Source organism: Mesorhizobium sp. M0139 (genome assembly GCF_040322455.1).
Lineage (GTDB): Bacteria > Pseudomonadota > Alphaproteobacteria > Rhizobiales > Rhizobiaceae > Mesorhizobium.
Map to the genome: position 1 here is coordinate 98946 of NZ_JAMYTN010000014.1, position 13256 is coordinate 112201.

A 13256-nucleotide genomic window follows, 5' to 3' on the forward strand; every position below is an offset into this window, starting at 1 on the left:
AGCGCGCTGCGCTTCTATTTTTTGCTTGATGCATGTCGTTGTCCCAAAACCGCTGCACACTTTTGGGCGACATGCATTCAATAAACAGGCGGCGAAACCACCCAGATGATTACGGCCGGCTCGCTGCCGGGATTGCGCCAGCGGTATGGCTTGCGCTCGAAGCGGAAGGAATCGCCTTCGACAAGACGGTGCCAGACGCCCGCGATCTCGATCTCGAAAACGCCAGAGGCGATGTAGCCGGCTTCCTCGGTCGGCCGCAGCTGCTCGCTCTTCATCTCGGCGCCCGGCGCAAAGATCGAACGCACCATCTCGAAACTACCGCCGAGATCGGGCGACAGAAGCTCCTCCACCAGGCCGGATTCGCTTGTGCCAAGCGTGCGCCGGCTGCCGGCGCGCACGACAAAACCGCGCTCCTTTTCGATCGGCACGTCGTGGCTGAAGAACAGGCTGAGCGGCACGCCGAACAAATCGGCGAAAGCCCTGAGGTCGCCAAGCGAAGGGATAGACAGGCCGCGCTCGACCTGGCTGACCCAGCCGACGGAGCGACCAAGCTTCAGCGCGATCTCAGCCAGCGTCAGCCCGCGCGCCTTGCGCAGCGCACGGATGTCGCTCGCCAGCAGGCGCTCGTCAGGTCCCTGCAATGTTTTGGGGATAGCTGGGGGCAAAACGCTCACTTGATGAAAAACTGGAAATGAATTTCATGAGAGCTCACGTCCGTGAAAAAATCAAGCGAATTTTCATGTACACACAAGATTTGCTTGCGCGATTTTGGCGGTTCATGCAAAGGCTCTGGCACGAGCGGCGGGTGTGGGAATGCGGGTCGGCGACCAAGGATTGAAATCTGCGCAAGGTCTTTTCCGATAGCCGGTTCGGCTTTCGAAGTGTGCGCAAAGGGACGGCCCATGCTGGAAAAAAACGGCCTGGCAGCGCATAACGCGGCTGTTGTCGACGAGGCGATCATCTCGCGCCGTTCGGTGCGCGCCTTCCTGCCCGACATGGTCGATGACGAGACGATCCGAGCCATTCTTGGCGTCGCCGCGCGCGCGCCTTCGGGCACCAATATGCAGCCCTGGCGAGTCTATGTCGTCAAGGGCGAGGTCAAGCAGCAGATCACCAATGCCATCCTGAATTCCGGTATCCGGGCCGAAAAGGCCGATTGGGACGAGTATCGCTATTACCCCACCCAGTTCTTCGAGCCGTATCTCACCCGCCGCCGCGCCAACGGTTTCGGGCTCTATGGGGCACTCGGCATCGGCCGCCGCGAGGTCGACAAGATGCGCGCCCAGCACGACCGCAACTTCGTCTTCTTCGACGCGCCGGTCGGCATGATCTTCACCATCGACCGGCGGCTGAACCAGGGCTCGTGGATCGACTACGGAATGTTCCTGCAGAACATCATGGTGGCGGCGCGAGGCAGGGGCCTGCACACCTGCCCGCAGGCCGCCTTCGCGCCCTATCACCGGCAGATCCGGCCGGTGCTCAACATCCCCGACGAGGAGATCGTCGTCTGCGGCATGGCGCTCGGCCTCGAGGATACGTCGAAACCCGAAAACGACTTCCGCACCGACCGCGTGCCGCTGGAAGAGTGGGTGACGTTCAGCGGCTAGGCCTCGGCTACCGGGGCCTTATTCCACGTTCATCTGCGCGCCATGGCCGCTGACATGGGCACCGTCCTGCGGTGTCAGTCTGAGATAGGCGATCAGCGCGCACAACGTGATGACGCCCTCGACCACGAACAGGATGCGGAAATCGCTGGTCACCGCCGGCCCGCCGCCAGCCAGGAACGACAACAGCGCCGCCGCCAGGCCGACGCTGATCGCCACCCCCAACTGCCACAGTATGTAGTAGAGCGCGCTAAAGCGGGCGAGCTGGTCGGGCGCGATGTCGGAATAGGCGAGATTGCCGGTCGAAGCCCACTGCGCCGAGCGCAGAACGCCGAAGGCAAAGATATAGGCTAGCACGATCCAAACCGGCGTTGTCGCCTCAATCAAGGCGAAGCCCGCTACCATGGCAGCAACGATCGGCGTGTTGATGACCAGCACGCGGCGAAAGCCGAAACGGTTGAGCAGGCGCGGCATGAACACACGCATGATCAGCGAGCCGATTGCGGCGACGAAAGTCAGCGATCCCGCCTGCACCGCGCTCATGCCGAAGCCGAGCTGGAACATCAGCGGCAAAAGGAAAACGACCGAGCTCAGGCCGATCGTGTCCAGCCCACCACCGGTGAGGAATGAGATGCGAAAGGTGCGGATGCGCAGGAGTTTCAGGTCAAGCAAGGGGTTGCGGGCGCGCAGGCAGTAGAAGGAGGCAAGCGTCAGGATGACGATCGCCAGCGCCAGCTCGGCCGCGATCATGCTGCCGGCGGCGTCTTTGGCCGCAAGCGAATCCATGCCGAAGACCAGCAGGACCATGCCGCTGCCGACCAGCAGGAAGCCCGGGAAATCGAACGGCGTGCGCACCGGTTTGGTAACGGTCGGAAACAGCGAGGCGGCAAGCACGGCCGCCGCCAGCGCGAACGGCACGTTGATGAAGAAGATCCAGCGCCAGGAAATGTAGGTCGTCAGCGCGCCGCCGACCAGCGGGCCGACCAGCGGTCCGGACTGGCCGGCCAGCGAAATATACATGTTGATCTTCAGCGTGCGGCTGCGCGGGAAGGTCGACAGGATGACGACCTGGCCGAGCGTCCCCATCAAGGCGCCGCCGAAGCCTTGCAGCGCGCGGGCGCCGACCAGCGTCCAGATGTCGTTGGACAATCCGCACAGCGCCGATGACGCGGCGAACACCAGCAAGGCGAAGCAGTAAACGTTGCGCAAGCCGAAGCGGTCGGCGGCCCAGCCGCCGAGCGGCATCGAGATGATCAGGCTGGCGACATAGACGGTGATCAACAGGCCGAGCTGGCTCGGCGGCCGGCCGAGGCTGTCGCTGATGCCGGGCAGGGCGGTGACCACGACATTCTGGTCGAGGCTCGTCATGAACACACCGCAGGCGACCGTCAGCGGCAGCAGGAGCAAGGCTCTGGCCGACACATCGGCGCGATCCGTGGCGCCGGCGGATAGTTCTGCGGTCATGGGGATGTTCGAACCAAACGACGATGCCGACTCTGAGACGGGAGCTTTTTGATCCCCTGGGCCGGTTGGGCCACGTTCCCCACCATGGGCTTCCATTGGAGCATTCTCTAGCGGCAGAACCGGCTGGCCTTGAGGCCAGAACGGCTGTCGGCCCTACTGAACCTCGTAGCCGACCTCCTCGCTGGCATGGCAGAGCGCCTTCCAGAACGAGCGGGCGAAGGAGCGGAAGACATAGATGTCGAACTGGTCGGTGCCGGTGCGCTGGATCTGCGCAAAGATGTCGTGATGGGTGGTCGAACGGCCGGAGCCGATCGGGAAGGCGGGCAGCGCAAAGTCGATGGCGAAGAATTTCGCCAGCACCCATTCGGCCTTAGGGCCGGCGATGCGGATAGCGGTGCGGCCATGCGACAGGTCGGTGATCGTGCCGATTGCCGGGGTTACGTCCCCGGCAAAACGCGTCGCCAGGCCCTCGGCATCGTCGACGGCGGTGAATTTTCCAGGCGCGAAACCGAACGCGGCCTTGCCGTCCTTGACAACGCCGCCGCCGGCGCCATCGGGCAAATCTAGGCCGGTGACCTTGCGGATCGCTTCGATCAGCTGCTTTTCCGCGCCCGGCCATGCGGCCAGCTGCAGAATCGAGCCTGGCCTGATTTCGGTCAGAATGACATCGACGCCATGCTCGAAGTTGCCGTGCGAACCCGGATGGAACACCGGCTCGAGCGGCGAGAGCCGCTCGGGTGGCTGGCGTTCACGTGATTGGCGCTCAGCCATGCATGCGGCTCCCGTCCGGGTCGTAGAAATGGTTGGAGACGATTTCGACCGGCCCGAACCGCTTGCGCAGCGGATCGGAGACGAATGCCCGGGTGCCATGGCGCGCCTTGCCGCCCTCGACCAAAGCCAGCGCGATGTGCTTGCCCAGCGCCGGCGAGTAGCAGCAGGCGGTGATATGGCCGATGGAGTCGTGCGGATTGGCTTCGTCCAGTTCCTCGACGAGGTGGGCTCCGCCATTGAACGGCCGATTGTCGAGCGAGACCAGACCGACCAGCTGCAGCCGCTCGGGCGCGATCAGGCCTTCGCGGTCCATCATCGCCGAGCCGATGAACGGCTTCTTCTTCGACAGCATCCAGTCGAGATGCAGGTCGCGCGCCGTGGTGCGGCCGTCGATCTCCGCGCCGGTGACATGGCCCTTTTCGATGCGCATCGTGCCCAACGCCTCCAGCCCGTAGGTGACCAGGCCGAACGGCTTGCCGGCTTCGACAAGGGCTTGCCAGACATGGGTGCCGTAGCCGGCGCCGGAATAGATCTCGAAGGCCATTTCTCCGGAGAAGGACAGCCGGCAAATCATCACCGGCACGCCTGATATCTCGCCGCGCACGATGCCCATGAAGGGCAGGGCTGTGTTGTCGACGGCGGTGCCCGTGACACAGGCGGCGAGGATGGCCCGCGCCTTCGGCCCGCCGATGGCCGCGCCCGCCCATTCGTCGGTTGCCGAGGTGACATGCACTTTGAGTTCCGGCCAGATGACGTCGAGGAAATATTCCAGATGCTGCATCACCTTGCCGGCGTTGGCCGTGGTGGTCGTCATCAGGAAATCCTGTACGCCAAGCCGCCATGTGGTGCCGTCGTCGAAGGCCAGCCCATCCTCGCGCAGCATCAGGCCGTAGCGGGCCTTGCCGACGGGGAGGGTGGAAAACATGTTGGTGTAGACGCGGTCGAGGAATTCACCGGCATCCGGTCCCTGCACGGCGATCTTGCCCAGCGTCGAGACGTCGACAATGCCGGCGCTTTCGCGCGTCGCCCTGGCTTCGCGGACATAGGCCTGCTCGACCGTCTCGCCGGCAAGGCCGTAGATCATTGGTCGATACCAGAGGCCAGCGGAATACATCGTTGCGCCATTGGCGAGGTGCCAGTCATGCATGGGCGTCAGGCGCTCGGGTTTCAGATCGCCGAAGCGCTCGGCCGCGAGCGAGCCGATGGAGACCGCCGAATAGGGCGGGCGGAAGCGGGTCGTGCCGACTTCGGGGATCGGTTTGCCCAGCGCCTCGGCCATGATGGCGAGACCCGGCACGTTGGAATTCTTGCCCTGGTCCGTCGCCATGCCGAGCGTGGTGTAGCGCTTCAGGTGCTCGACCGAGACGAAGCCTTCGCGATGCGCCAGCCGCACGTCCTCGGCGGTGACATCATGCTGGAAGTCGACGAAGCTTTTGCCTTTCGCCTTGATCTCGAACACCGGGGCCGGATCTGGGTTTCCCGGGGCTGCTTCGACATCCGGCAAGGCTGCCGGCGCAGCCGCTCCGCCCGCTGCGGACAGGCCGGCTGCGCGGCCCTCAGTGATCGCTTCGATGGTCGAGAAGCTGCCGTTGAAAGCACCCGCACCAATCCATTGCTGATTTGGCCAGCGCTGTTGCGTTTGCTTTGGCGGCAGGAAGGCCTGGCGGGCAGGATTCCACTCGGCTCTCGCGCCAGCCTGGCTGGCGAGGTGGATGGTCGGCGACCAGCCGCCCGACATCAGCAGGCTATCGGCGTGGATGCTGCGGGCGTCACCGCTGAGCGCGCCCGAGGTCATGTCGAAGCGCTGCACCTTGAGGCCGGAGAGCGCCTTGCCGCCTTCGGTGGCGACCACGGCATGGCCGGAGAGGATTTCGGCTTCGGCCTCGGTGGCGAGGCTGCGCATTTCGGCCGAAAGCTCGGGGCGCACATCGACGATGGCGACAATAGCCGCCCCGGCCTTCCTCAGCGCCAGCGCCGAGCGATAGGCGCTGTCATTGTTGGTGAACAGCGCGATCCTGTCGCCGGGCAGCACGCCATAATCGTTGGCATAGCGCTCGGCGGCATGCGCCAGCATGACGCCCGGCCGGTCATTGCCGGGGAACACAAGCGGCCGCTCGAAAGAGCCGGTGGCCAGCACCACCGTCTTGGCGCGGATCGCCCAGTAGCGATGGCGCGGCTCGCCCTTGCCGGGCGTTTCCTTGTGGTCGGTGACGCGCTCGAGCGCGGCTAGCGTGTTGCCGTCGTAATAGCCCCACACCGTGGTGCGCGGCAGCAGGCGGACCGTGTCATGGCCTTCGAGCTGGCTGACGGCGCGCGCCGCCCAGTCGGCGGCCGGCGCGCCGTCGATGGCCTCGCCGGACCAGTTGGCCGAGCCGCCGAAACGCGGCTCGAGTTCGGCCAGGATGACGCGCGCGCCCTGGTCGGCAGCGGCCTTGGCGGCTGACAGGCCGGCCGGGCCGGAGCCGACCACCAGCACGTCGCAAAACGCGTTCATGCGCTCGTAGCGCGAGGTGTCGGCGGCAATACCGGCGCGGCCCAGGCCGGCGGCGCGGCGGATGAAATGCTCGCAGAACATCCAGAAGCGGGTGCCTTTCAGGGGGCCGAAGACAGGGCCCATGAAGGTCTTGTAGTAGAAGCCGGCGGCCAGGATCTTGCCGCCGAGCTGGTTGACGGCGTTGATGTCCCAGGCGAGCGAGGGAAAGCGGTTCTGGCTGACGGCCACCAGCCCGTCATAGATCTCGACCATGGTTGCGGCGATGTTGGGCTCGCGCACTTCGCCGCGCAGCACCGTCACCAGCGCGTTCGGTTCCTCGACGCCGGCCGAGAGCAGGCCGCGCGGGCGGTGGTATTTGAACGAGCGGCCGAAAAGCGTGACGCCGTTGGCAAGCAGCGCCGAGGCCAGCGTGTCGCCGCCATGGCCGGTGTAGGGCGTGCCGTCGAAGGTGAAGCGGATGGTGCGCATGCGGTCGACGCGGCCGCCGGTCTCGGTGCGGCGCGGGCTCACGACTTGCCTCCGGCCTTGTGCCGGGCGGCGGCATTGTGGTCGCCGCGGGCGAAACCGGTGCTGGAAATCTCATGCGTGACCGTGTTGCGCACCATCCTCAGATGGGTGCGGCAGCCGCCCGAATGCTGCCAGATCTCATTGTGGTCGCCGGCCGGGTTCAGCCGATCGTAGACATAGGCGTTCCAGGCGTCGAGGTCCTGCGAGTTGGGCTGCGGGCGCTCGCGGTTGCCGTCGCCCTGATAGGTGAACTCGATGACGTCGCGCGGGCCGCAATAGGGACAAGTGATAAGCATTTGTTTGAACCCTAATGCAGCCGGGGCGTTGCGCCCTGGCCCTTGTCGTCGATCACCAGGCCGCGATAAAAACGGTCGAGCGTGAACGGCGCGTTGAACGCGTGCGGTTCGTCCTTGGCGATGGTGTATGCGAAGCACCAGCCCGAGGCCGGCGTGGCCTTGAAGCCCCCATAGCACCAGCCGCAGTTGAGATACATGCCGGGCAGCGGGCCGGTGGTGATGATCGGCGAACCGTCCATCGACATGTCGCAGACGCCGCCCCAGGAGCGCAGCATGCGTACACGCGCAAGGCCGGGAAACAGCGCCAGCATCTCGCTCATGACCTCGTCGACGATGGGCAGATTACCGCGCTGGGCGTAGCTGTTGTAGCCGTCGATATCGCCGCCATAGACAAGGCCGCCCTTGTCGGACTGCGACATGTAGAAATGACCCATGCCGAAGGTAAGCACCGTGTCGATGAAGGGTTTCAGCGATTCGGTGACGAAGGCCTGCAGTACATGGCTCTCGATCGGCATCCTGTCGATGCCGGCAAGCTGCATCACCCGTCCGGTGCTGCCGGCAACGGCCACGGCGACCTTCTTGGCGCGGATCTCTCCGCGCGTCGTCTGCACGCCGGTGATGCGGTCGCCGTCGCGCAGGAAGCCGGTGACCTCGCAATTCTCGACGATGTCGACGCCGCGTCGGTCGGCGCCGCGGGCATAGCCCCAGGCAACCGCATCGTGACGGGCGGTGCCGGCGCGCGGCTGCATCAGGCCGCCGACGATGGGAAAGCGCGCGGAGGCCGACATGTCCAGCGCCGGGACCAGGCGCGCGATCTCGGCGGTGCTCATCAGCTCGGCATCGACGCCGAGATGGCGCATGGCGTTGCCGCGCCTTGCCAAGTCGTCGAACTGGCCCGGGGTGTGAGCCAGGTTCAGGCAGCCGCGCTGCGAGAACATGACGTTGTAGTTGAGGTCGTGCGAAAGGTTCTCCCACATCTTCATCGAATGTTCGTAGAAGCGGGTGTTGGACGGCAAAAGGTAGTTGGAGCGCACCGCCGTGGTGTTGCGGCCGACATTGCCGGAACCCAGCCAGCCCTTTTCCAGCACCGCGACATTGGTGATGCCGTGCTCCTTGGCCAGATAGTACGCCGTCGACAGGCCGTGGCCGCCGCCACCGATGATGATGACGTCATAGGAAGCCTTGGGGTCGGGCTTGCGCCAGGCCGGCTTCCAGTCCTTGTTTCCCTTGAGCGCGTTCGTGAGAAGCGAAAGGGCTGAATATTCCGCCATTCTTCATGTCATCCCTAGAGCATGATGCCGAAAAGTGTTTTTCGGACGACATCATGCTCTATATCTTTGATTTCTAGAGCCGGAAGGTTTCAGGTCGGACAGACCTGAAACCTTCCGGCTCGGCGCGATGCGGCAGACTATAGAGCAGGCGGCGGGCGCAAAGCCAAGATTGCGCCATGGCTTTTCGACTGGCCGACTCCCGCAAGGCGCCCAACTGCGATGACTTCGCCACGACTTGCCCCACGGGATGAGCGTCTCTATCAAGGACCGCTTTAGAAGCGGCCTTGCCGCCCTTGAGTCGCCACCATTATGCTTTTTCGCTTCTTTCGCCTGATCCTGGTCCTAGCGCTCGTTGCCTTGGCGCCGCATTCGTTCGGCGCCATGGCGCAGGGGCTGGGCCAGGCGCCTGCCGGGCTGGTCGCCGACCAGCAGAAAATCCTGCAGGGTTTGACGACGAAGACCGACGCTCTGGAGAAGAAAGTCCAGGAGGACGGCGTCGACGACACCACCCTTGTCGAAATCCGCCTGCAGCTGGAAGAGCTGTCGCGCGCTGCGCTGAATAGCGCGCTGGCGTTTCGTTCGCGGCTGGGAGAGATCAATTCGAGGCTTGAGCAGCTTGGCGCACCGCCGGCTGCCGGACAGCCCCCTGAACCGGACATCGTGACCGGCGAGCGCCAGGCGCTGGCGTCGGAAAAGGCGGAGATCAACGCCGTCATCGCCGGCGCGCAGAACCTGTCGATCCGCATCAATGCGCTGATCGAGAAGATCGGCAATATGCGCAGCGAGCTGTTTCGCAGCGGGCTGACCAAGCGCTACGTGCTGTCCGATGCACTGAGCCCGCAAGTGTTTTCCGACGCCAGGGACGAATACGCCAATCTTTACAGGGCGGTGTCGTCCTGGCTGAGCTTTGCCTTCAAGTTCAAGTTCCAGGCGATGCTCGCGGCGACCCTCATGGCGCTCGCGTTGGCCGTGGTGCTTCTGGTCGGTGGGCGCCGCCTGTTTGGGCGCATCTTCGAGGCCGACGCGTCGGTTGAAGATCCGACGTATCTCAGTCGCCTGTCGGTGGCGTTCTGGTCGACCTTGCTGCCGACGCTGGCGGTCAGCGCCTTCCTCGCCTCGACGGTGTTCCTGTACAATTATTACAATGTGCTGCGCGGCGACATAGGCGTGTTCCTCAACGCTCTGGCAGCCGTCATCGCCATAGTGTTCTGTGTCAACCGCCTGACCAATGCGGCGCTGTCGCCCAGCATGCCGAACTGGCGCCTGATCCAGGTCGAGACCGGCCCGGCGCGTTGGCTGGTGCGGCTGACGACGGCCATGGCAGTCGTCATCGGCATCAACAATTTCCTGTCGATCGTCAACGACAAGATGGGCTCGCCTCTGTCGCTGACGGTGGCCAGGAGTTTTGTCGCCACCGTGATCGTCGGGGTCATCCTGATCCTGATGGCGCTGCTGAAGCCTTACAAGGACGTCGCTGGGCGCTGGCGCCGCTGGCCGGCCTGGCTGCGCTACACCTGTGTCGCGCTCGGCCTGTTCACGATTGCGGCGGCGCTGTTCGGCTATATCGGTCTTGCCATCTTCGTCTCGTTGCAGGTCGTGGTCACCGGCACCATCCTGCTTACCGCCTATATCGGCTTCCTGTCGGCGCGCGAGATCGGCGAGGAGGGTGGTTTCGCCGGCACCTCGATTGGGCGCTGGCTGAAGACCAACTCCAGCTATGAGGACACCGCGCTCGACCAGCTCGGCCTCGTCGTCAGCGTCGCCATCAACCTGATGATCGTGCTGGTGTTCCTGCCGCTGATCCTGTTGATGTGGGGCTTCCAGCCCGGCGATATCCAGGCCTGGGGCTATAAATTGGCGACAGGCGTCACCGTCGGTTCGGTGACGATTTCGGTCACCGGCATCCTCACCGGCATCGTCGTCTTCATCATCGGCTATTTCCTGACCCGCTGGTTCCAGGGCTGGCTCGACGGCTCGGTTATGGCGCGCGGCAAGGTCGATACCGGCGTGCGCAACTCGATCCGGCTGGCGGTCGGCTATGCCGGCGTCGCGCTCGCCGGCCTCGTCGGCATCTCGGCGGCGGGCATCGATCTTTCCAATTTGGCGCTCGTTGCCGGCGCACTCTCGCTGGGTATCGGCTTTGGCCTGCAGAATGTCGTGTCCAACTTCGTGTCGGGCCTGATCCTTCTCGCCGAGCGGCCGTTCAAGGTCGGCGACTGGATCGTCGCCGGCGACACATCAGGCACGGTCAAGAAGATCAGCGTGCGCGCCACCGAAATCGAGACCTTCCAGCGGCAATCGGTGATCCTGCCCAATTCGAACCTCATCAACAACGCCGTCGGCAACTGGACGCACCGCAACAAGCTCGGACGTGTGGAGATCAAGGTCGGGGTCGCCTATGGCAGCGACGTCAAGCGGGTACACGCGGTTCTGCTTGAGATTGCGCGCGGCCATGCGCTGGTGCTGAAGAACCCGGAACCCTTCGTGCTGTTCACCAATTTCGGGCCGGCAGCACTCGAGTTCGAGATCCGCGTGTTCCTGGCCGATGTGCTGAACGGCGCCATCGTTCAGAACGATATCCGCTTTGCCGTTCTCGATGCTTTTGACGCCGAGCACATAGAAATCCCCTCGACGCCGCGCGCCGAGGTCAAGGTCAAGAAGACCGACGCATGGCCGATCGACGACGACAAGATCGAGGTCGAGTTCGCCGAGAAGGAGCAGGCGGAGGCCAGAGCCGCCGCCGAGGCGAAGCGGCTGGCCAAAACTGGTCGCAAGGCCCGCAAACCCGATCCCAGCTAAGGCCCCAAGCTCCTCCCAAACCAATTGCGGCATGAATGCGGCATTCAGTTGCGGTTCAGCTTGCATCTCATATAAGCTCACATGCAAAGGCGAGAATGCCTTGCGAAATGCAACAGAGGCGGTGTGGAAACACCGATATTGCAAAATGTGGAAGTCGCTCGTCGTCGCCATTGCTCTTACCGCAGCGAGTGGCTCGGCCTTTGCCGCCAGCGCAGTCAACAAGGATGCTGAGACCCGTACGCTGATCGTGACCGAAGGCGGCGGCAAGACGGAGCTGGCGCTGGCCGCCGGCGAAACGGTGGAATTCTGCCCGAACGGCTGTTTCGTCACCTTGCCCAATGGTGACCTCGAGGCCCTGACCGGCTCGGAAACGGTCGAAATCTCGGGTGGCGTTGCCCGCATCAAGTAAAGTCGGCAAGCAGATGTAGTAGAGGCCGGGCAATGCCCGGCCTTTTATTGTCCGCGGTAGCGATTGCTTAACAATGACGCGGGAAATATCGTGGCGCCTACCGGCTGCAACCGTGCGTTTTAACGTTCAATACGCCGTTCCGCCGCTATACCGGTGCGAAGACGCCGAAACACGGCGCAACCGGTTATGAATAGGGCAGAACGGACATGGATGCGCGGTCGGACAAGAACGCAATCCCGCTTGCGGTCGACCTCGACGGCACGCTGATTGCGACCGATCTTCTTTGGGAAGGCCTGTTCATCCTGCTCAAGAAGAATCCGCTCTATGTTTTCCTGGTTCCGTTCTGGCTGGCCGCCGGCCCGGCGCGGCTGAAACAAGCCATCGCCGACCGCATCGACATCGATCCGGCCTCGCTGCCCTATCGCGAAGCGCTGCTGCAGCGGCTGCTCGCCGACCATAGCGACGGACGCAAGATCGTGCTGGCGACCGGTACGCCACGCAAGTTCGCCGAGACGATCGCCGCGCATCTGGGCGTCTTCGACTATGTGCTGGCGACCGACGGTCCCCACAACATGACCTCGGGCCGCAAGCGCGACGCGCTTATCGCCGCCTATGGCGACGGCGGTTTCGACTATGCCGGCAACAGCCGGCACGACCTCAAGGTTTTCGGAGCCGCACGCAACGCCATCGTGGTGGCGCCCGACCGCCATGCGAAGCGCTGGCAGGCCGCGCATAGCGCCGAAAGGATGCCGGCGCCGAAAAGGACATTGAAGACATTCGTCAAGATGCTGCGGGTGCATCAGTGGCTGAAGAATTCGCTGATAGCGGTGCCGATGGTGCTGTCGCATGAATACTTCAACATCAACATGATCTGGCAATGCCTGCTGGCGTTCGTCTCCTTCAGCGCCGTGGCTTCCGCCATCTACATCCTCAACGATTTCTTCGACCTTGCGCTTGACCGCAAGCACCCGACCAAACGCAACCGGCCTTTCGCCAGCGGCGCGCTGTCGATACCGTTCGGTCTCGGCGCGATGGCCGCTCTGCTGACGATCGGCATCGCCGCCGGGCTTCTGTTGCCGATCGAGTTCCTGGGCGTGCTCGCCGGCTATCTGGTGGTGACCACAGCCTATTCGCTGTCGTTCAAGCGCATGCTCCTGGCCGACGTACTGACGCTGGCGGGGCTCTACACAGTGCGTGTGCTGGCAGGTGCTGCGGCGACCGGGGTCGAAGTCTCGTTCTGGCTGCTCGCCTTCTCGATTTTCTTCTTCCTGTCGCTGGCGCTGGTGAAGCGCTATGTCGAACTGCGCACCACAGCCATTCCGGTGGGCGAGCGCATTGCCGGTCGCGGCTACCGCATCGAAGATCAGGAGATCGTCGCCCAGGCGGGCATGGCGTCGGCCTTCTCCTCGGCGCTGGTGCTGGCGCTCTACATGGACAGCGTCTCCGTGCGCGAACTCTATCCGCATCCCAGGCTGGTCTGGCCGCTGGCGCCGATCGTGCTGTATTTGACCATGCGGGTCTGGATCCTGGCGCGCCGCAACGAGATGAATGATGATCCGGTCATCTTCATCATTCGCGACTGGCGAAGCCAGATCGTCGTGGTGATCGGCGCCGCCCTTCTGGTCGCGGGAGGCTGGTAGG

At 64.0% G+C, this 13256-nt stretch carries 10 protein-coding genes; 4 read left to right on the forward strand and 6 right to left on the reverse strand.

Annotated elements, in window-relative coordinates:
• Positions 1-77: 77 nt before the first annotated feature.
• On the reverse strand, positions 78-641 hold the full coding sequence (locus NKJ58_RS23770; protein ID WP_084558266.1) for a helix-turn-helix domain-containing protein: 564 nt from the start codon (positions 639-641) through the stop codon (positions 78-80).
• Positions 642-902: 261 nt separating this feature from the next.
• Between NKJ58_RS23770 and NKJ58_RS23775 the strand changes: the two genes are divergently transcribed.
• Complete coding sequence (locus tag NKJ58_RS23775; RefSeq protein WP_023725586.1) at positions 903-1607, forward strand: nitroreductase; 705 nt, start codon at positions 903-905, stop codon at positions 1605-1607.
• 18 nt (positions 1608-1625) lie between these two features.
• Here the strand turns inward: NKJ58_RS23775 and NKJ58_RS23780 are convergent, their stop codons facing one another.
• The 5 genes from NKJ58_RS23780 to NKJ58_RS23800 all read right to left on the reverse strand — a co-directional run bounded on the left by NKJ58_RS23780 (position 1626) and on the right by NKJ58_RS23800 (position 8407).
• Positions 1626-3068, reverse strand: coding sequence for an MFS transporter (locus tag NKJ58_RS23780; protein ID WP_352519659.1), 1443 nt, complete (start codon positions 3066-3068; stop codon positions 1626-1628).
• Between the two features lie 153 nt (positions 3069-3221).
• Positions 3222-3839: a sarcosine oxidase subunit gamma gene (locus NKJ58_RS23785; RefSeq protein ID WP_352853940.1), complete on the reverse strand. Its 618-nt coding sequence runs from the start codon at positions 3837-3839 to the stop codon at positions 3222-3224.
• Positions 3832-6843, reverse strand: coding sequence for a sarcosine oxidase subunit alpha (locus tag NKJ58_RS23790; RefSeq protein WP_352519661.1), 3012 nt, complete (start codon positions 6841-6843; stop codon positions 3832-3834). The genes NKJ58_RS23785 and NKJ58_RS23790 overlap by 8 nt, the downstream gene beginning before the upstream one ends.
• Complete coding sequence (locus tag NKJ58_RS23795; protein ID WP_023670367.1) at positions 6840-7136, reverse strand: sarcosine oxidase subunit delta; 297 nt, start codon at positions 7134-7136, stop codon at positions 6840-6842. The genes NKJ58_RS23790 and NKJ58_RS23795 overlap by 4 nt, the downstream gene beginning before the upstream one ends.
• 11 nt (positions 7137-7147) lie before the next feature.
• The gene (locus NKJ58_RS23800; protein ID WP_352519662.1) at positions 7148-8407 is read right to left on the reverse strand and encodes a sarcosine oxidase subunit beta family protein; all 1260 of its coding nucleotides are present in this window, start codon (positions 8405-8407) and stop codon (positions 7148-7150) included.
• A gap of 309 nt (positions 8408-8716) precedes the next feature.
• Between NKJ58_RS23800 and NKJ58_RS23805 the strand changes: the two genes are divergently transcribed.
• The 3 genes from NKJ58_RS23805 to NKJ58_RS23815 all read left to right on the forward strand — a co-directional run bounded on the left by NKJ58_RS23805 (position 8717) and on the right by NKJ58_RS23815 (position 13255).
• Positions 8717-11206 carry a mechanosensitive ion channel family protein gene (locus tag NKJ58_RS23805; protein ID WP_352853942.1) on the forward strand — a complete coding sequence of 830 codons (2490 nt, stop codon included), beginning with the start codon at positions 8717-8719 and terminating at the stop codon, positions 11204-11206.
• Between the two features lie 145 nt (positions 11207-11351).
• Positions 11352-11615, forward strand: coding sequence for a hypothetical protein (locus NKJ58_RS23810; protein ID WP_023670370.1), 264 nt, complete (start codon positions 11352-11354; stop codon positions 11613-11615).
• A gap of 206 nt (positions 11616-11821) precedes the next feature.
• A complete protein-coding gene (locus NKJ58_RS23815) occupies positions 11822-13255 on the forward strand; it encodes a UbiA family prenyltransferase (RefSeq protein WP_352519664.1) in 1434 nt (477 codons plus the stop codon).
• Position 13256: the final 1 nt, after the last annotated feature.